15 protein-coding genes are annotated in these 19698 nt (G+C 42.5%); 5 read left to right on the forward strand and 10 right to left on the reverse strand.

All coding sequences use genetic code 11. The annotated features are described in order from the left end of the window. The first annotated feature begins 76 nt into the window (after positions 1-76). Together AB6811_RS08995 and AB6811_RS09000 are read left to right on the forward strand one after the other, a co-directional pair. A complete protein-coding gene (locus AB6811_RS08995; RefSeq protein WP_369490118.1) occupies positions 77-994 on the forward strand; it encodes a hypothetical protein in 918 nt (305 codons plus the stop codon). 10 nt (positions 995-1004) lie between these two features. Beyond that, positions 1005-1448 carry a hypothetical protein gene (locus AB6811_RS09000; RefSeq protein WP_369490119.1) on the forward strand — a complete coding sequence of 148 codons (444 nt, stop codon included), beginning with the start codon at positions 1005-1007 and terminating at the stop codon, positions 1446-1448. Positions 1449-1895: 447 nt separating this feature from the next. Here the strand turns inward: AB6811_RS09000 and uvrA are convergent, their stop codons facing one another. From uvrA to AB6811_RS09050, 10 genes are all read right to left on the reverse strand, one after another. Next, complete coding sequence (gene uvrA, locus AB6811_RS09005; RefSeq protein ID WP_369490120.1) at positions 1896-4691, reverse strand: excinuclease ABC subunit UvrA; 2796 nt, start codon at positions 4689-4691, stop codon at positions 1896-1898. Between the two features lie 255 nt (positions 4692-4946). Then, positions 4947-5588, reverse strand: a complete 642-nt coding sequence (locus tag AB6811_RS09010; protein WP_369490121.1) for a WbqC family protein — start codon at positions 5586-5588, stop codon at positions 4947-4949. A 79-nt stretch (positions 5589-5667) separates the two neighbouring features. After that, positions 5668-7005 carry a signal peptidase I gene (lepB, locus tag AB6811_RS09015; RefSeq protein WP_369490122.1) on the reverse strand — a complete coding sequence of 446 codons (1338 nt, stop codon included), beginning with the start codon at positions 7003-7005 and terminating at the stop codon, positions 5668-5670. 11 nt (positions 7006-7016) lie between these two features. Next, positions 7017-7739: a 4-hydroxy-tetrahydrodipicolinate reductase gene (gene dapB, locus AB6811_RS09020; protein ID WP_369490123.1), complete on the reverse strand. Its 723-nt coding sequence runs from the start codon at positions 7737-7739 to the stop codon at positions 7017-7019. A 131-nt stretch (positions 7740-7870) separates the two neighbouring features. Further along, entirely contained in the window at positions 7871-8215 is a 345-nt protein-coding gene (gene rplT / locus AB6811_RS09025) for a 50S ribosomal protein L20 (protein ID WP_369490124.1), read from the reverse strand. Positions 8216-8326: 111 nt separating this feature from the next. After that, positions 8327-8524, reverse strand: a complete 198-nt coding sequence (gene rpmI / locus AB6811_RS09030; RefSeq protein ID WP_321586054.1) for a 50S ribosomal protein L35 — start codon at positions 8522-8524, stop codon at positions 8327-8329. 34 nt (positions 8525-8558) lie between these two features. Beyond that, entirely contained in the window at positions 8559-9095 is a 537-nt protein-coding gene (gene infC / locus AB6811_RS09035) for a translation initiation factor IF-3 (RefSeq protein ID WP_369490181.1), read from the reverse strand. A gap of 44 nt (positions 9096-9139) precedes the next feature. Next, the gene (thrS, locus tag AB6811_RS09040; protein WP_369490125.1) at positions 9140-11080 is read right to left on the reverse strand and encodes a threonine--tRNA ligase; all 1941 of its coding nucleotides are present in this window, start codon (positions 11078-11080) and stop codon (positions 9140-9142) included. A 102-nt stretch (positions 11081-11182) separates the two neighbouring features. Continuing rightward, positions 11183-11833 (reverse strand): glycerol-3-phosphate 1-O-acyltransferase PlsY, encoded by a 651-nt coding sequence (gene plsY, locus AB6811_RS09045; protein ID WP_369490126.1) that lies wholly within the window; start codon positions 11831-11833, stop codon positions 11183-11185. Between the two features lie 183 nt (positions 11834-12016). Further along, a complete protein-coding gene (locus tag AB6811_RS09050; protein WP_369490127.1) occupies positions 12017-14902 on the reverse strand; it encodes a DEAD/DEAH box helicase in 2886 nt (961 codons plus the stop codon). A gap of 182 nt (positions 14903-15084) precedes the next feature. On the opposite strand from AB6811_RS09050, the gene AB6811_RS09055 reads away from it, so the two are divergent. The 3 genes from AB6811_RS09055 (at position 15085) to pckA (ending at position 19627) form a co-directional block, all read left to right on the forward strand. After that, positions 15085-16935, forward strand: a complete 1851-nt coding sequence (locus AB6811_RS09055) for an amino acid ABC transporter substrate-binding protein (RefSeq protein ID WP_369490128.1) — start codon at positions 15085-15087, stop codon at positions 16933-16935. Between the two features lie 23 nt (positions 16936-16958). Continuing rightward, the gene (locus tag AB6811_RS09060) at positions 16959-17861 is read left to right on the forward strand and encodes a cation diffusion facilitator family transporter (protein ID WP_369490129.1); all 903 of its coding nucleotides are present in this window, start codon (positions 16959-16961) and stop codon (positions 17859-17861) included. Between the two features lie 149 nt (positions 17862-18010). Beyond that, complete coding sequence (pckA, locus tag AB6811_RS09065) at positions 18011-19627, forward strand: phosphoenolpyruvate carboxykinase (ATP) (RefSeq protein ID WP_369490130.1); 1617 nt, start codon at positions 18011-18013, stop codon at positions 19625-19627. The last annotated feature ends 71 nt before the right edge of the window (positions 19628-19698 follow it).

The following is a 19698-nucleotide window of genomic DNA, read 5'->3' on the forward strand; positions in this document are numbered from 1 at the left end:
ACTGGATATTGATTTTGATAAAATTATAGTATATTTACTTGTCGATTGTTGAAAATTTAAACCCAAAGGTTCCATTATGCATAAAGGATCGAAAAGAATACTTCTCCTATCGGCTATGGCTGCTATGGCCGTGCTTGCCATTTCGTGTAAATGCAATAGGGAATCGGAGCAGATGCTCCAGGTATCCGAAGAGCAGGGTGCTGCCGATAGCGCTTTGGTTAGTAGCATTGAATCGGTTAAACAGATTTTTTACTCGTTGCCATCGCCGCTGGAAACTGCAATGATACTTAAGCGCTCAGGGGCAACATACAATGAGGAGTTGCTCAATCCCATAGAGAACGCATCAAAATACAATACTACCAAGAGCATGGCGCTTAACCTGGGCATTTATAGCACCGATTTGAGCTATGCAAGCCTTTTTGACCAAACCCAGGCCACCATTAAGTATATGACCGTTTCAAAGAAAATGGCAGAGGGTTTAGGAATTTTAAATGCAATTGACAATTCGGTAATTGAGAAGCTGGAGGAGAATATCAATAACCGCGATGTTATCCTAGAGACCATATCGGAAACATTCCTCAACACCAACTCCATCCTGGAGGAGGACGATAGGGTAGCTGTCGGTTCTATTATTCTTGTTGGTGGATGGATTGAGGGCCTTTACATTGCCACCTCGCTGGTTGAGGATATCAATAAGGTTGATAACGAAATGGTCGATCGCATTATCGATCAGAAGTTATCGCTACAAACCGTTCTTAAACTTCTGGAGCAAAGCAATAGCAATGCCGATGTTAGGGAGCTGTATTCCGATATGCTTGAACTTGAAAAGGTATACAACGATGTAAAAATCACAGTATCGGATGTAAAAGTTATACAGGATGGAAAATCGAAGGTTGCTACACTGAAATCGAAGAATGTTACAACCGTAAGCCCTGAAGCTTTTAAAAAGCTTAAAACAAAAGTGATTGAATTGCGTAATAAATACACAGCATAAAATGGTTCGTATGAGATCATCGATTTATATACTTGTTTCGGCAGTTGTTCTATTTCTTGCACTCCCTTCGTCGTCCAATGCTCAGTGTAAGAACTTTGCCAAAAAGATATGTAGGCTTGAACTTTCGCCCTATGTTCACGATGGTAACTACAATGCAGCAATACTAACCGAGGGTGAAGATGCTGAACTTTTCAAGACCTTCTATGCTGGTCAGCAGTATCGCATATCCGTTTGCGGCTCTGAAACTCTTAGTAAGATTGAGTTTATGGTAATGGATGTTGACCGTAAGGTGTTATACACAAATGCTAAAAACAATTTTGCCACCTCATGGGATTTCAAGGTTGAAAATACCCAACAGCTCATAATCCTTGTTAAGGTGCCTGTATCATCAGGTAAAAATGAGGAGTTGAAGAGTGGGTGTGTGGCTATTATGTTTGGCCTTAAAACTGACTAATCAATTACGGCTTAATAGACATTTTTCAGGCTGGCATAGTGTTTAACTCCAATAAATATCGAACTTTGGAGAATTTGAAAGCCTTGAATGGAAGATTTGCTTTTTTTGCTAAGTGTCAAGCTGAAAAAAAACTATTAAATGAGTTTTCGAAGGCATCTGCTCTTGGAATTGTCAATAAATAAAGGCTGACGAGTGTCAGCCTTTATGACCATTCCAGTCGGTCAGGATATTCCTGACAGGTTGCTCTCCAGCAGAGCCTGTTTCTGCTTACCTGACATACAAATCTATTAATACTATTTGCTTCTTTCGAAAAACATTAAAATAAAAAGCCTGAAAAATGTCCATTAGAACAAACTACCTAAAAAATAGCCTGAATTTTGTCCATTACGCCTCAATTACTTACATAAATAATAAAAGCCGCTTTAGGCGGCTTTTTTGTTGCTATACCTAATGGTTAAGCTTAGCAGAGAGGAACTTACCCGTGTAGGAGTTATCCATCAAGGCAAGTTGTTCTGGCGTGCCTGAAAAAATTAAGTGTCCACCATTATCGCCACCCTCTGGACCTAAATCAATAATCCAGTCGGCGCACTTAATAACCTCAAGGTTGTGTTCCACCAGAACAATGCTATGTCCCTTTGCAATTAGGGCATCAAAGGCACTTAACAGCTTTTTAATATCGTTAAAATGCAGGCCAGTGGTAGGCTCGTCAAAAATGAAAAGGATAGGTTTATCGGTATTCTCTTTGAGCAGGAACGATGCTAGCTTAACCCTTTGGCTCTCGCCACCGCTAAGGGTGCTCGACGATTGCCCTAGTTTGATGTAGCCTAAACCTACATCCTGCAGAGGCTTTAGCTTTTCAACGATTTTCTTTTCAAGGCTTCCTTTGCCTTTCTCAAAGAACTCTATGGCCTGGTTAACAGTCATTTCCAGTAAGTCATACACATTGGCATTCCTATACCTTACCTCAAGGATGTCGTCCTTAAAACGTTTACCGTGGCAGCTCTCGCAGGTTAGGGTTAGGTCGGCCATGAACTGCATCTCCACGTGAATAACCCCTTCGCCCTGGCACTCCTCGCAACGGCCACCATCAATGTTAAAGGAGAAATGCGATGGGCCGTAACCGTTACTTTTGGAATAGGGCTGTTCTGAAAGCAGCTTGCGGATTTCGTCCCACGCTTTGAGGTAGGTAACAGGGTTGCTGCGCGATGATTTGCCTATGGGGTTTTGGTCAACCATTTCCACACCGGAAATAAGACGAATATCGCCAGCTATGCAGTCGTGCTGGCCTGCCCGCTCGCCACTCCCAGTAATTTCCTTGAGTAGGGCAGGGTATAGTATTCCCTTAACCAAGCTCGATTTGCCCGAACCGCTCACCCCTGTAACCACTGTGAGGGTGTTTAACGGAAACTTTACATCAATATTCTTCAGGTTATTCTCGCGTGCCCCTTTTACCTCAATATAGCTATTCCACTTGCGACGCTTAAACGGAACTTCAATTTTTTCGGTTCCGTTCAGGTATTTAGCGGTAAGACTAGTGGATGCAGAGTTGATTAGGCTTGGCTCTCCGGCAAAAACCACCTCACCTCCAAGTAGGCCTGCATGCGGCCCAATATCGATAATGTAATCGGCATTGCGCATTATGTCCTCATCGTGCTCTACCACTAGCACAGTATTTCCCAGATCACGCAGATTTTTAAGAACATCGATAAGTAGATGGGTGTCGCGGGGATGCAGACCAATACTAGGCTCATCAAGTATATAGAGCGACCCCACTAAACTGCTGCCAAGCGATGTGGCAAGGTTAATGCGTTGCGACTCACCCCCGGAAAGGGTAGCGGACAAACGGTTAAGGGTTAAATAACCTAACCCAACATTAACCATGTATCCTAAACGGTTTCGAATCTCTGTTAACAAACGTTTTGCCACTGTGACATCGTGCTCATCCAACTCGATGTTCATAAAGAACTCGTAAAGCTCTTCAATCTGGATGTTAACTAACTCCTGAATGGTGTAACCAGCCACCTTTACATACGATGCTTCAGGTCTAAGACGTCCACCCTTACAAACCGGGCATGTGGTTTTGCCCATGTAGCGTGAGAGTAAAACTCGGTATTGTATTTTGTATCGTTTTTCCTCAAGCTCCGCGAAGAAATCGTAAATACCCTTGAAGTGCCTTGTGCCATTCCAAAGCAATGCTTTCTGCTCCTCAGTTAATTTGTGGTATGGGGTGTGGATAGGTAGGTTATACGCCGATGCATACTCAATTACTCTGTCCTTATACCAACCCATTGACTCGCCTCGCCAGCACGCAATAGCATCCTCGTAAATGGAAAGGCTTTTGTTGGGGACTACCAAATCCTCGTCTATGCCAATTACCTTGCCGTAACCCTCGCATTTTGGGCAAGCACCAAGTGGATTGTTGAAGTTGAAAAGATGCTCGGTGGGCTGTTCGAATTTTATCCCATCGAGTTCATATAGGTTCGAGAATTGCTCCTCCCGTATTCCTTCGTCGGTTTCGATAGAAAGAATGCAAAAACCATTTCCTTCTGCGTAAGCGGTTTGAACCGAATCGGCTATCCGGCTAATAAAATCTTCATCTACCGAAACGGCAAATCTATCTATTATCAACCTTGTGTTGGCAGCAGCCAAATCGACAAGTTCACGGTTTTGAGCATCATCAATCCTAATCACTTTACCGTTAATATCAATTCGGGTAAACCCTTCGCGGTTTAGTTCCTCAAGCTTCAGCTTGATATTGCCGTTAACGGCAATAGGTGCTAAAAGGGTCATGCGTGTTCCCTGCTGATGGGCACTGATAAAGTTTACAACATCGGTAACCGAGTGACGCTTAACCTCGCGGCCCGAAATGGGAGAGTATGTTTTTCCGATACGGGCGTAAAGTAACTTAAGGTAATCGTAAATCTCAGTGGATGTGCCTACGGTAGAGCGGGGATTTCGGGTGTTAACTTTTTGCTCAATGGCAATGGCCGGCGGAATACCGCTAATAAGGTCAACCTCAGGCTTACTCATCCTACCAAGGAATTGACGGGCGTAAGCCGATAGGCTCTCAACGTATCGCCTTTGCCCTTCGGCATAAATGGTATCGAATGCTAACGATGATTTTCCGGAACCCGATACACCCGTAATAACTACCAGCTTGTTACGGGGAATATCTACATTGATATTCTTAAGATTATGAACCCTTGCGCCTTTTACCGATATTACCTTTTCGTGCTTTTGCATTGATGAAATGGAAAAATGTAACCTACAAAGGTATTACTTCAAAACCATTTTTTTATGATGCTTGTTCAAATTCTCTGAAATTATAGTTTCCTTCACAAGTCTCCTTGTTTTGAATATCTCTGCCAACCCTTTCATCATAACTTTGAAAAATGGTGTAACTAAATGGAAATCTAATTTATGTCTTTTTATCCTATAACCTCAAACCTTTAACCTCAAGCCTTGAACTTTTATTCCCGCTAATGCGGAACAGGCTCTTTATCCTTTATCCTTTATCCTTAATATCTCTCTTGCCATTAGCCCCTCGTTAAAGAGTAAGTCAATAATGCTGAGGTTGGGAGTAAACCCAAAGCGATGTTCAAAAACCTGAAAGTATGGTAGGGTAGCGTGCAAGCTGGTTTCAGGCATTTTAGCCTTTGGGCTAATTGCGTAACGTAAATCCAATACTCCTTCGGGTTCAACTTTATGAAAGGTACTTGTAAAATTGATATTAACGGGTAGCTCAAGGAAGTCCAAAATTGCCTTTAGGAGTTCATTGTTGAACTCCCACAGGGTATTGAAAGGGTTGCTGTAAAAGGGCTTTAGTACATCGGCAATAAATTCGAAATATGCGGAAGTTCGGTAAGCCGATTCGATGGCACGCCAATGATTCCTGTTCCAACCGGTAGAGTAATCAATAATAACTTCGGTTATACCGGTATGATTGCCCTTTGGTTTTATTACAGGGATTACAAGGGGTAATGGACCGTTTGCGCTGAGTATTACGCATCGGTTACGGTAGGTTTGTTTAAGGTAAGTTTCATGTGCCTCAATAATAATTCTATCGGCACTAAGTAAGGCGGACATGTAATGAACCGGCGGTAAATACGCTGTGCTAAGTAGTATGGTTTTACTGGACATTGTACGCTTTTATTGAACTAAAAAACCTGTTGCGGGTGCCATTCCCCTCCAACAGGTTTTTATGTAGCCATTGTTTAGCCTATTTAATGGTTGTAAACATACGCTTAAAGCGAATATTGGCAGGAAAACGTTTATCCTTATCGAGCGATAGCCAAATAAACGAAGCTTTTCCTACCACATGGTCTTCGGGTACAAATCCCCAAAAACGGCTGTCGGCCGAGTTATGTCGGTTATCGCCCATCATGAAATAGTAATCCATCTTAAATGTATAAGAGTTTGCTGGTTCACCATTAATATAAATAGTGCCATTTTCAACCCTCAGGTCGTTGTTCTCGTAAACATCAATAATGCGTTGGTAGAGTGGCAGGTTATCGGTGGTGAGGGTAACGGTTGCACCTTTTTTGGGTATCCATAGGGGCCCAAAGTTATCCTCGTTCCATTTATAGCGGGGATCGTGGGGGAAAATTAACTTCCACATTACTGTGGAGTCAGTATTCTCGTTTCGGGTTATTTCAGTTATATTGCTAAAGGTTTTAAAACGTTCCAGCATTTCCTCGGTTAACGGAAGGATGTAAACCGATTCCTGCGCATTGTAGTTGATATCGGAACGGGCAATACCCATTTCTTCAAACCGTATTGGGTTAATGGTAGAGCCATTAGTTCTTATCTGGTAGTTATACTGTCTTTTACCAATCTTTGCCTGCTCTTTGCCATTAACAAAAAGGCTACCATGGATAACCTGAATGGTGTCGCCGGGAATGCCAACGCAACGCTTGATATAGTTCTCGCGTTTATCAACAGGGCGGTAAATAATATCATAGTTTTGACGGATGTAGTCGCGTCCATAAATTCTTGCCAGGGTGTAGTAACTTGAATTCTGATCCTGCAGGCAGACCGTATCGCCTTCGGGGAAGTTGAATACAACCACATCGTTGCGTTTTATCTGACCAAAACCAGCAATACGCTTATAAGGCCAACGGGGCCACTCAATGAACGACTTGGTGTATTTTGTAAAAGGCAGGGTGTGATGAACAAATGGGAATGAAATTGGCGTGTTGGGTAGTTTAGGCCCGTAGGCAACCTTACTCACAAATAGGTAGTCGCCCACCAGCAACGATTTCTCCATCGATGATGTTGGTATGGTGTATGCCTCAATAAAAAACATTCGGATTAGGGTTGCCGCAACAACTGCAAATATTATGGCATCAACCCATTCAATCAGAACGGTCTTCTTTTGTCCGCGCTTCTTCCAGAATGTCCAGTTTACTTTTTGGGTGATGTAGAAGTCGAAAATGATAGGTAATCCAAGAAGCAGCCAGTAGTTGCCAATCCATACTACCCAGAGTATAAAAATTATGGCTGCAAATGTAAATCGGAAATACTTGTTTTTTAGGAAATCTTTTACTTTTTGAAACATGGTATTGTGGTTTAGTCAAGTTTAAGCAAATCGTCCATGCTGTAAAATCCCTTGCGGGAGCTGAGAAACTCAGCGGCTAATACCGCTCCAAGTGCAAATCCTCTGCGACTCTTAGCCTCGTGCTTTAGAGTGATGATATCCTGTTCGGATGTAAAGGTCACAATGTGAGTACCGGGAACTTGACCCTCTCGAATTGCCTCAATTGGGATTTTTCTCTCTGCACTATCGGGGATTAAGCTCCAGCCTTCGTATGCCTTCATTTGGTTGCACAGTGTATTGGCAATGGTTATGGCAGTACCGCTTGGAGCATCAAGCTTTTGGGTGTGGTGTATTTCGGTTATTGATGGTTGATACATTCCTATCCTGTCAAGTATGGAAGCAATGTAATTATTCAGCTTGAAAAAGATGTTAACACCAATGCTATAGTTTGATGCGTAAAACAACGTTCCCTCGCCATTGCGGGCCTTGTTAACCATGATTTCAAGTTGGTTGTTCCAGCCGGTTGTTCCTGATACCACAGGAATTCCAGCATCGAAACAGGCTTGAATGTTTTGCATGGCTGTGCTCGGCGAGGTGAATTCAATGGCTACATCGGAATTTTTTAGGTTTTCAGTGTTAAGGTCATTGATGTTATCCTTGTCAATTCTCAGGACAATGGTATGCCCACGCTCAAGGGCAATAGCCTCAACCTCATGCCCCATTTTACCGTAGCCAATTAATGCAATTCTTAGCATTTTGTTTAACACCTTATTTTTGCCTGCAATTTATTAAAAGATGACGAGAAATGATATAAACAGCAGCAAGTTAATCAAAATTAACAAAAAAAGGGGCATTTAGCCCCTTTAACCTTATTCTGTTTTACTGGTTACTTTACAGAATCAACAATAGCTTTAAAAGCCTCAGGGTGGTTCATGGCCAAATCAGCCAAAACCTTGCGGTTAATAGCAATCCCTTTCTGGTTGATTTTGCCCATGAATTCGGAGTAGGTCATACCATACTCACGAACTGCAGCGTTAATACGCTGAATCCATAGGGCACGGAATTCAATCTTTTTCTTCTTACGGTCGCGGTAAGCATAGGTCAAACCTTTTTCCAAGGTGTTCTTTGCAACCGTCCAAACATTACGACGCGCAAGGAAATTTCCCTTCGTCTGTTTAAGAATTTTTTTTCTGCGCTTGCGCGATGCTACTGCATTTACTGAACGTGGCATTTTTTTACGATTTTTGAATGATTAGCGGTTCAACGTTTTTGAACTCTTAGTGGCTAATTCATTCTGTTAAACATTAAAGTAAACTAACACACAAACTAAAAGAAAACAAAACTACTTCAAGCCAAGCATTGCCTTAACATGCCCTTCATCGGCCTTGTCAACCAAAGCAACGTGAGTTAAATTCCTCTTTTGCTTGGTTTCCTTTTTAGTCAAAATGTGACTCTTGTAGGCGTGTTTTCTTTTAATCTTACCTGTTCCGGTTAAAGCAAAACGCTTTTTTGAACCAGAATGAGTCTTTGTTTTTGGCATTCTACACTGTATTTATTTGATTACTAATGGTTTATTATTTCTTCTTTGTGCTTTTTGGGGATACTATCATAATCATTCGTTTCCCCTCAAGCTGGGGCAACTGCTCTACTTTGCCATACTCCTCAAGGTCTTGGGCAAAACGCAAAAGTAGTATTTCGCCTTGCTCCTTGAAAAGAATGGAACGTCCCTTAAAGAACACGTAGGCTTTCACCTTAGCACCTTCCTGAAGGAAATTGATGGCATGCTTCAACTTGAAGTTGTAATCGTGATCATCGGTATTGGGCCCAAACCTAATTTCCTTAACCACAATTTTTTGAGCGTTAGCCTTAATTTCCTTTTGCTTCTTCTTGAGCTGGTAAAGGAACTTCTGATAGTCCAGTATTTTACAAACCGGGGGATCGGCCTTATCAGAAATCATTACCAAGTCTAACTCCATCTCCTCGGCCATTTGACGTGCCTGGCTAATGGGGTAAATGCCCGGATTCTCAATGTTTTCGCCAACCAGTCGAACGGTCTTAGCCCGAATTTCTTCGTTTATCGGGTAAGTGTCGATATCCGACTTTTTGTTGATATTAGGTGCTGCTATAGTTTTGCCCTCCTAACGTTTAGTTAATACTAAATTTCCTTAAGCTGATTATCAATTTCAGCCTTTATATGGTTTACAAACTCTTCAAGTTTCATTTGGCCTTTATCGCCTTCGCCTTGAACACGAACAGCAACAAGGTTGGCTTCCTGTTCCTTTTCGCCAACAATTAAAAGGTAAGGGATTCGGCGTAACTCGTTGTCCCTTATCTTTTTACCTATCTTCTCGTTGCGGTCGTCAACCAGGCTGCGAATATCGTAATTATTTAGGAATTTTGAAACACTTTTTGCATAATCGTTAAATTTTTCGCTAATGGGTAGCACTACAACCTGGTCGGGTGTTAGCCATAGCGGGAATTTACCGCCTGTATGCTCAATAAGTACGGCAACAAAGCGTTCCATCGACCCAAAGGGAGCGCGGTGTATCATAATGGGGCGGTAACGCTTATCATCAGCGCCAATGTACTCCAGCTGGAAGCGCTCGGGCAGGTTGTAGTCAACCTGGATGGTGCCCAACTGCCACTTGCGGCCAATAGCATCGCGAACCATGAAGTCGAGTTTTGGGCCATAGAATGCAGCCTCACCAAGTTCGGTTACGGTTTTTAGGCCTCGTTCTGCTGCCGCCTCAACTATAGCCTTTTCAGCCTTTTCCCAATTCTCGTCAGAGCCTATGTATTTTTCTTTATTATTCGGGTCGCGTAGCGATATCTGTGCGGTGTAATCTTTAAAATCGAGAGTTTTAAAGATATATAGAACAATATCGATAACCTTTACAAACTCTTCCTTGAGCTGGTCGGGCCTACAGAAGATATGTGCATCGTCCTGGGTAAATCCACGAACACGGGTTAAGCCGTGCAATTCACCGCTTTGTTCGTAACGGTAAACAGTTCCGAACTCAGCTAGCCTGAGCGGAAGATCTTTGTATGAACGCGGTTTGGATTTGTAAATTTCACAGTGATGGGGGCAGTTCATGGGTTTAAGAAGGAATTCCTCGCCTTCCTGTGGAGTAGTTATGGGACGGAAACTATCCTTCCCATATTTTGCCCAGTGGCCCGATGTTTCGTAAAGCTCTTTTTGGCCAATGTGCGGGGTAATTACCTGCTCATACCCGTATTTCTTTTGAACGCGTTTAAGGAACATCTCTAAGCGCTCGCGAAGTTGAGCACCCTTGGGTAACCATAATGGTAAACCAGGGCCAACACTGGGCGAGAACATAAATAGTTCTAAATCCTTGCCAATTTTACGGTGGTCGCGTTTTTTTGCTTCCTCAAGCAGGGTCAGGTATTCGTCGAGCTGTTTCTTTTGGGGGAAGGTGATACCGTAAATGCGGGTAAGCATTTTATTTTTTTCATCGCCACGCCAGTATGCGCCTGCAATGCTGAGCAACTTTATGGCTTTAATGTAGCCCGTATTCGGAAGGTGTGGTCCACGGCAAAGATCAGTAAATTCGCCCTGGGTGTAGAACGATATGGTTCCATCCTGTAGATCCGATATAAGTTCCACCTTGTAAGGATCGCCCTTTTCCTGGTAGGTCTTAAGCGCTTCGGCTTTTGAAATCTCACTGCGAACGATGGGTTGCTTTTGCTGGGCAAACTCCATCATTTTTTGCTCAATCTTAGGTAAATCCTCTTCCGATATGGTGTGTCCGTTAAAATCGATATCATAGTAAAACCCATTCTCAATGCTTGGGCCTATTCCCAGCTTAACGCCGGGGTAAAGCGCTTCAACGGCCTGGGCCATAAGGTGTGCCGATGAGTGCCAAAAGGCATGTTTTCCCTCTGGGTCGTCCCACTTGTGTAGCTTAACGGTGGCATCAGTTTCAATGCCACGGGTAAGGTCCCACACTTCACCATTAACCGATACCGATAAAACATCGGCTGCTAAACGTTCCGAAATGCTTTTGGCTATTTCAAGTCCGGTAACACCTTTGGGGTATTCCCGCACGTTCCCATCAGGAAAAGTTATTTTAATCATAACAGTAGAATATCAATTCAAAATGACTTGCAAAATTATAAAAATATTTCATACCACATTCATGCGTGGTTGGGCTTGTTTAATAAAACAACAATTGTTGAGTTATTGTTTGGGGTTAACCTGATTGGTTTTACCCTTTTTCTTTAATGAAAACTTTGATTCTTCGCCTTTTACCAGACGCTCGATATTCTTTTGATGGGTGAATAGCATTAGGATTGCCAGTATAAAGGCAAAAGTAATAAGCGATGGGTTAGTGGTGCGGTAAACAAAAATCAGAACCAGTGGGAACGAAAATCCTGCAATCATGGAGCTCAACGAAACGTATCGGGTGATTAGCACCGATACTATCCAAATTCCAAATACTATCAAAGTGGCGTAGGGGTGAAGGGCAAAAACAACACCCGATAGCACTGCCACACCCTTTCCCCCACGGAACTGAGCAAAAATGGGGAATATATGGCCAAGCAAAGCTGCAATTCCCAAAAACAACTGAAAGTTTATAAACATTCCTGTTTTAGGGATATAGAAATCGGTTAGGTATAGCAGACGAACTGCAAGGTAACCTTTAAGCACATCGACTATAAAGACCGATATTCCAGGAATAAGACCAAGCACCCTGATGGTGTTTGTTGCACCGGCATTACCACTGCCATGCTCCCTAACATCGATTCCGTAAAAAATTTTTCCTACCCAAACCGATGTAGGTATAGAGCCTAAAAGATATGCCGCAAGTATTACGGCAATTTTGAGCATAGTTTCCATGCTGCAAAGATACAAACTTTGATGGCGAAAGAATATCTATTTATATCGATTTTTAAATTTCAAATTCTGTAAATGATTGATTAATAGTTGATAATAATATATGCTTTAGGTTGTGATTAATATTTTTTAACCGCAATGCAGGTTGATTTAAATAATTTGGGTAGGGACATTTCCCTACTCAACAAGGCTAATAAGCTGCTCCTTGTTAAGGAGTATCATCGGATTATTGGAGTTGACAAATTCGTGGGCAAGGTTTTCCTTGTGGGCTTGCAGCTTTACAATTTTCTCCTCCACCGTGTTTCGTGTAATAAAACGGTAAACAAACACACTCTTGGTTTGCCCTATTCGATGCGCGCGCGATGCTGCCTGCATCTCGGCGGCAGGATTCCACCATGGGTCAAGAATAAAAATGTAATCTGCTGCGGTTAGGTTTAGTCCAACACCGCCGGCTTTAAGCGAAATCAAAAAGATTTTCTTTTCAGGATTGTTCTGGAACCCTTCCACTACATCGCTTCTATCGGTTGTTGAACCGGTTAGCATTTCGTAACCTATACCGTTGTTTTGTAAGTAGGTTTCAACCTGTGCCAGATGTTTAACAAACGATGAGAATATGAGTATCTTATGGTTTTCAGCAATTACGCTTTCAATCATTTGCGTAACCTCCTCAAATTTACCCGACGACAGGTTTGAGTATTCATCGAGCATGGCCGGGTGGTTGGCCAGCTGACGCAAACGGGTGAGCGCTGAAAGAACATTGATGGTTGACGATTCAGGTTTACTCTGTTCCAGGGAGTCAAGTATCAACCTGCGGGCTTTTGATTTCTCCGCCTCATAGGCTTTGCCCTGCTCGTCGGTCATCTCACAGTAGATGATTTGCTCGGTAAGGGGTGGTAACTCCTTGGCAACTTGCTCCTTGGTGCGGCGCATTACCAGGGGTTCAATGAGCTTTTTTAGCTGTTTCTGCTTTTCGGCGTCATTCTTGCGCTCAATGGGAATGGCAAATTCCTCACGGAATACCTTAAGGCCGCCGAGCATCCCACGGTTTAGGAAGTTCATTTGCGACCATAGGTCAAATAGGTTATTCTCAATAGGTGTTCCGCTAAGGCACAAGCTCTTCTTTGTCTTAAGCAACAGAACGCATCTGTATATTTTAGATGCAGGGTTTTTAATGGTTTGGCTCTCGTCCAACACCACGTAGCGGAATGCAAAGTCCTTGAAAAGGTCAATGTCGTTCCGTATGGTGCCGTAAGAAGTTATCACAACATGGTTTTGCTGAAATATTTTGTGGCTCTTGTCGCGTTGGGTTCCATGGTGAATGCCAACTTTAACCTGTGGCGCAAACTTTTCGAACTCTTTTTGCCAGTTGTAAATTATTGACGTGGGAGCAACAACCAGCGAACAGTGTTCCTGTCCGGTTTTAAAATCGTTGGCCTCAAGTTCCGATAGTAAAAGTGTTATGGTTTGTAATGTTTTTCCAAGGCCCATGTCGTCGGCAAGACAGCCATTCAAGCCGTTTTCAACCAATGTTTTTAGCCAGGCAAAACCAAGAGTTTGGTATTCGCGTAGTTTTGCCTGAAGGCCATGGGGTAGGGTTACCCCTTTGGCGTTAATATTTTTTAGTTTTTCTGCGAAACTTGAAATACTCTGGGTTTCTAGGCTACTGCCTGCAATAATTGCTGCCGATGCTTTAGACAGCTTAATGCTTTCGCCTTCCTCCTTGCCAAGCATAAGAATGGTTCTGTACTTGGCAAACCACTCATCGGGTAAAATGAAAACCTGACCGTTGGGGAGGGTGAACTCGCGAATGTTCTTAACTATATGCTTGCGAAAGTAAACAAAGGGGATTTCAAATTCGCCAATACGAACCATGCCGTAAAGGTCGAACCAATCGATACTTTCGGTAAGCCTCAAATTAAGGTCAAAGCCACTTAAGTAATAATTTGTTTGCCTAAACTTTTGATGAATCTCAAAACCTTCGTCCTGTAACAGCTTATAGTTGGTATTCAGCCATTCTATCACCTGGTAATGGTCAAACTCGCCATTTTCGGGTTTACCTGGAAAGTACTCGTTTTCTCCCACCTTTGTTAGGCGCCAGGTTTTAATAAGCTGTTGTTTAATTTTTTCTTCCTTCTCGGGGTTGCGGGTAAGCCGGGTAAACGTGTATGAGTTATTACGGAACGATAGCTTTACCTCATTAACAGCAGGCGTATTTGCCGAAATAACCTTATTCCTATACTGAAAGCTAAGGGTGAGACAGGCTCCGCCTGATAGGCGCTCATCGAGCGTGAGTATGGGTTTAGGCCTGTTTTTTTGTTCGTTGATTTCAAATCCCACGGCTTCCACCTGGTTGCTTCTAACAGCATTCAGCACAAAGGTTTCCATATACTTTTGTACCGATTGCTGGGGTATTGTAATAAACTGCTTGGTCATGTAGGGTACAAACTTTCGGCCATCAATACCTTCAACCTTATATATGCCATTTGCAACCCGAATTAAGCATGGTTCAACCGTAAGTAATTCAAACACACCGGGCAATAAAGTTAAAATGGAAGATTGATGTTGAATCTTCAGGGAATACTTCATGCCAAGCTCATCAAGCTCGAACCTGAATATGGGCGATGCAACATCGGTATGGTAGGTTAATTGCTTTTCCTTGTAAATGTTATTGGCGTTACGCTCTCTGATGTATATCGGGATATTGGCCGATGCAGCTTTTTCAACGGCCTTACATACTCTTCGGTCAATGTAGTTCCTGATGTAGCTGTTTAGGTTTTCGTCGCTTTGAACTTTTTGTAGAAGTTCGTTGAATGTTTTTGCATCGCGTCCAAATAGCTTCATGAGACTTTTTTCGGATATTTCCTGAATGCTACGTATTATTTCCGATTGGTCGGTTGTAATCCTGTCGGAATGAATAACTGCTGAATCGACAATAACATTCTTTTCAATTTTATAGGTATCATCGCTGATTGGATTGATAAGATAGGCTCCTGCCACCAAACCCAACTCCCTGTGCCTATGCAAAGCAATCGCAAAGATGTATTGTGTATCAGTTGAATCCATTTAGGCTATTTTACTGCAATTTTAACAAAAATATGCGTAGCTTAATGTTTTTTATGTGTCAATTTTTACTTTCTTCGTTTTAAAACAGCATTAGGCATAGGGTTTGAATTGATTGATTTGTGTATTTTTGTAGTTTGTATTCGGACCCATTTCGGAATAACATTTTCATAAAACTACTTGCAATGATTAAAAGAATACTTGCACTCCTAACTCTGGTATCATTTTCCTACATTTTGTTTTCGCAGGAAGTAGAGGTAAAAATATCAAAGGATAAGGTACGTGTCGATGGGAAAACGTACTTTGTTCATATAGTCCAGCAGGGTGAAACGCTATACTCTATCAGTAAGGCTTATGGCGTAAGCCAGTCAGACATTGCGATAAACAACCCCGATATATACGCAGGGTTAAAGGTGGGACAAGCTCTAAAAATACCGGCTAAAGTGAAGAAAACCCAAACCGACGAGGATTATATCTACCACATTGTTAAACGCAAGGAAACCCTTTTTGGCATTTCAAGAATGTACAATGTGAGTATGGATGATATACTACAGTTGAACCCTGAAGCAAGGGAAGGGTTAAAGATAAGTCAAACCCTTCGCATTCCCAAAAAGCAGATAAGCGATATTGAGCAGCAACCCGCTGTTGATTCGGTAGAATTTATTTTGCACGAGGTGCAACCCCGCGAAGGCTTATTCGCAATTTCCAGGAAATACGGTGTTTCACCCAAAGAGATTGAGTATTACAACTACGACTTAATCAAGGATGGCTTAAAGCTTGGGACGACCCTTCGGATACCCAAACCCAAATTGGTACCTGTTCCTGAGGCTGTTGAGGCCAAAGTTAATACCGATGGGCTGGAGAAAGCATCGCCCTGCAGTAATAGCTACACCTACGATGGTCATCCGTATAATGTCGCATTGCTATTGCCCTTTACTCAAACCAGCAGCCAAACCCAGGTTGAGGTTGATGATGTTGACCCAAAAGATGTTCAGGACCCCACAGGGCAGTTAACTCAAATAACACAGGTTTCGCTTGAATTCTACGAGGGGTTCCTGTTAGCCCTTGATACCTTAAAAAAGTTGGGCATTTCGGTAAACCTAAACGTGCGCGACACAAAGCGCTCGCCACAGGAGGTTGCTAAAATTCTGAATAGCACTGATATTGCACAATCTGAATTAGTGGTTGGGCCTTATATGTTCGATGAGGTTAAGCCTGTTGCTCAATTTGCCGCTAATAATAATATCAACTTTGTATCGCCCATTTACAGCAATAAAGAGGGGTTGGCTGATAAGCAGAATATTATTTCGGTTAGCCAAACCCTTCAAAACCAGTTAGAAATATTTGTGAAGAACTTGAAGGTTGATTCCAGTAAGAACTACCTGGTGATTTATGACTCAACCGTCTGGTACTCGCCCAGTTTGAAGCATTTCGATTCGCTTCTAACCCAAAACTTTACAAGCAATGGTATAACTTTCTCCCGGTACTACCATAAAACTGCTGCTTACAAATCGGTTGATGTTCAGGAAAGGTTGCTGAAGATGCTAAAACGCGATACCGTAAACGTTGTGATTGTGCCTTCCGACGATGAACCGTTTGTAGCCGAAATACTTGGCAGTTTATATGCTGTAAAATCGTACTATAACCTCAACACTGAGGTATATGGCCCTTCGCGTTGGCGTAAGTTTAAAAACCTTCCGCCCGATTACCTTTTTGCATTGAATACTCATGTATTCTCGCCATTCTTTGTCGACTACTCTCAAAGTGATGTGAAAACTTTTGTTGAGAAATACAGGGTGGAATTCCGGTCGGAGCCAACACAGTTCTCTTTTTTAGGTTACGATGTGGCCTTTTACTTTATTAATGCACTCAAAGAGTTTGGTCCTGGTTTCACTCCCTGTCTCTCAGATTACAGGTTAAGAACGCTTCAAACTAACTTCAAGCTCAATACGAGTAAAGAGGGGTTTACGCTTAATTCAAATCAGTTCATAGTAAGGTATGCCCCCGATTTTACAATCACATGCAGCTGCTATTAATGGATTTACATTAAAATTTTATCATGAATTATCGGTTTAATTCCGGAAATACCCGCCTGGTTAATTTTGAGGGTTGGCTCTCTATATTAATCAACACTTTGCTTTTTGTACTAAAGTACTGGGCTGGAGTGGTTACAGGATCGTTAGCGCTTATTGCCGATGCCTGGCATACCCTTTCCGATTCAATCAGTTCAATTGTTTTGCTGCTTGGCATAAAATATTCGCAAAAGCCTGCCGATAAGGATCATCCTTTTGGGCATGGACGTTCGGAGCTAGTGGTTTCTTTGCTTATTGGTGCACTGCTTGCCTTTGTGGCCTTTTACTTTGCCATGGAAGGTGTTGCAAAAATCAGGGATAGGGTGAGTACTAGCTATGGAACTCTGGCAATTGTAGCAACTGTGGTATCAATAGTTGCAAAGGAAGGACTTGCCCAGGCAGCTTTCATAATAGGTAAACGCACAGGCTCAATTTCAGTTACAGCCGATGGTTGGCATCACCGCAGCGATGCCCTTTCATCGGTCATTGTGCTTGTGGGTATTTTTGTAGGCAAGTACTTTTGGTGGATCGACGGAGTTTTGAGTATCATTGTTGCTCTGCTCATTCTTTACTCAGGCATTAAGGTGATTACCGATAGCGCAGTGGTAATTCTTGGCGAGGTACCATCCGATGATCTTGTTCAAAAAGTAATGGAGATTGTCTCGAGGCAGGGCTACGATAGAATGGAGCCCCATCACTTCCATATCCATAACTATGTAATGCATCAAGAGCTTACCTTTCATGTTAGGCTGCCCAATCAAATGACCATAGAACAGGCTCATAGAATTATTTCATTAATTGAAGATGCCATACACTTGGAGCTTGGCATTGATGCCACTATACATATAGAACCTCAAACTACCGATAAGCATTGCAAGCATATCGATTAATCATTTTGGGGATTTAATAGGTGTACGATTATCTACATTATTTCCCTTAAAAGTAACAATATGATACAAAACATGCTGAAAAAATCGTTTGCATAAACTAAAATATTTACATTTGCTTATAATTCTCAATTATTTATTCTTAAAAAATTGTGGAAATGATTGACTTATCGCAGTACGGTATTGATTCCGTTAGGGAGTTGTACTATAATCCATCGTACGATTTACTTTATGAGCACGAAACCGACCCAAATCTTGAGGGTTATGAGCGAGGTATTGTAACCAAACTTGGAGCAGTAAATGTTGACACTGGCATATTTACAGGCCGTTCACCCAAAGATAAGTATGTGGTTCGAGAGCCAAATACCGAAAATGACGTTTGGTGGGCCGAGCCTGGCAAAAAGGGTTCCGATAATAAACCCATATCGCAAGAGGTATGGGAAAAGCTCAAGGATGTAAGCGTTAAGCAGCTTAATGGCAAAAAGCTATACGTGGTTGATGCTTACGCTGGGGCTAATGAGGATACCCGACTGAGCGTTCGCTTTATCATGGAGGTTGCCTGGCAGGCACATTTTGTTAAAAATATGTTTATTCGGCCTTCCGATGAGGAACTCAAAAACTTTAACCCCGACTTTGTTGTGCTTGTTGCATCCAAAACCACCAATCCATACTGGAAGGAGCAAAACCTAAACAGCGAGGTATATGTGGCTTTTCATCTTACTGAGCGAATGGCCCTGATTGGCGGCACATGGTATGGTGGAGAGATGAAAAAGGGTATCTTTTCCGTAATGAACTTTTACCTACCCCTTAAGGGTATTGCATCGATGCATTGCAGCGCCAATGTTGGCAAGTCTGGCGATGTGGCAATTTTCTTTGGGCTGTCAGGCACAGGTAAAACTACCCTTTCGGCTGACCCTAATCGAGCCCTTATAGGCGACGATGAGCATGGCTGGGACGATTCGGGTGTATTTAACTTTGAGGGAGGTTGCTACGCCAAGTGCATTGACCTTGACCCACAAAAAGAACCCGATATCTTTGCAGCCATCCGGCGCGATGCTCTTCTTGAGAACCTCGATGTGGATGCCGAAGGCAATATCGATTTCCATTCAAAACGTAAAACAGAGAATACGCGAGTATCATACCCAATTTACCATATTAAGAATATTGTTAAACCAATTTCGCGTGCTGGACATGCAAAGAATGTAATATTCCTAACCGCCGATGCGTTTGGTGTTTTACCCCCGGTTTCAAAGCTAACTCCTAACCAAACCCAGTACCACTTTTTAAGTGGCTTTACTGCAAAACTGGCAGGAACTGAGAGGGGAGTGCTTGAGCCACAGCCAACCTTTAGTAGCTGTTTTGGGCAGGCCTTTTTGATGTTACACCCTACGGTTTATGCTCGGGAGCTTGTTAAAAAAATGCAGCAACACAACTCTAAGGCTTACCTTGTAAACACCGGCTGGATTGGTGGGGCTTATGGTGTTGGGCGTAGAATTGATTTGCCCTCAACCCGTGCCATTATCAACGCAATTCTGGATGGTAGCCTCGATAACGCTGAGTTCGATGTTCTTCCAATTTTTAACCTTCAAATACCTAAGGCATTGCCTGGTGTCGATTCCAAGCTTTTAAACCCACGTAACCACTGGTCGAATCCTGAGGATTGGGATGCAGCAGCCCGGAGTCTTGCCCAAAAATTTATCGAAAACTTTAAGACCTTTACTGATAACGAGTGGGGTCAACGATTGGTTGCTGCTGGGCCTATGCTGTAACTGTTCTCCGAGAAAATCAAAACCAAAGATTACTATACAAGAATGGCTACCATTATGGTAGCCATTCTTAT

It is taken from the genome of Tenuifilum sp. 4138str (genome assembly GCF_041102575.1).
GTDB classification, from domain to species: Bacteria; Bacteroidota; Bacteroidia; order Bacteroidales; family Tenuifilaceae; genus Tenuifilum; species Tenuifilum osseticum.

What these genes read in the sequence shown, in the direction of transcription:
- AB6811_RS08995 (WP_369490118.1), top strand. Translation starts at nt 77, where the DNA reads ATGCATAAAGGATCGAAAAGAATACTTCTCCTATCGGCTATGGCTGCT.
- AB6811_RS09000 (WP_369490119.1), top strand. Translation starts at nt 1,005, where the DNA reads ATGAGATCATCGATTTATATACTTGTTTCGGCAGTTGTTCTATTTCTT.
- uvrA (WP_369490120.1), bottom strand. Translation starts at nt 4,691, where the DNA reads ATGCAAAAGCACGAAAAGGTAATATCGGTAAAAGGCGCAAGGGTTCAT.
- AB6811_RS09010 (WP_369490121.1), bottom strand. Translation starts at nt 5,588, where the DNA reads ATGTCCAGTAAAACCATACTACTTAGCACAGCGTATTTACCGCCGGTT.
- lepB (WP_369490122.1), bottom strand. Translation starts at nt 7,005, where the DNA reads ATGTTTCAAAAAGTAAAAGATTTCCTAAAAAACAAGTATTTCCGATTT.
- dapB (WP_369490123.1), bottom strand. Translation starts at nt 7,739, where the DNA reads ATGCTAAGAATTGCATTAATTGGCTACGGTAAAATGGGGCATGAGGTT.
- rplT (WP_369490124.1), bottom strand. Translation starts at nt 8,215, where the DNA reads ATGCCACGTTCAGTAAATGCAGTAGCATCGCGCAAGCGCAGAAAAAAA.
- rpmI (WP_321586054.1), bottom strand. Translation starts at nt 8,524, where the DNA reads ATGCCAAAAACAAAGACTCATTCTGGTTCAAAAAAGCGTTTTGCTTTA.
- thrS (WP_369490125.1), bottom strand. Translation starts at nt 11,080, where the DNA reads ATGATTAAAATAACTTTTCCTGATGGGAACGTGCGGGAATACCCCAAA.
- plsY (WP_369490126.1), bottom strand. Translation starts at nt 11,833, where the DNA reads ATGCTCAAAATTGCCGTAATACTTGCGGCATATCTTTTAGGCTCTATA.
- AB6811_RS09050 (WP_369490127.1), bottom strand. Translation starts at nt 14,902, where the DNA reads ATGGATTCAACTGATACACAATACATCTTTGCGATTGCTTTGCATAGG.
- AB6811_RS09055 (WP_369490128.1), top strand. Translation starts at nt 15,085, where the DNA reads ATGATTAAAAGAATACTTGCACTCCTAACTCTGGTATCATTTTCCTAC.
- AB6811_RS09060 (WP_369490129.1), top strand. Translation starts at nt 16,959, where the DNA reads ATGAATTATCGGTTTAATTCCGGAAATACCCGCCTGGTTAATTTTGAG.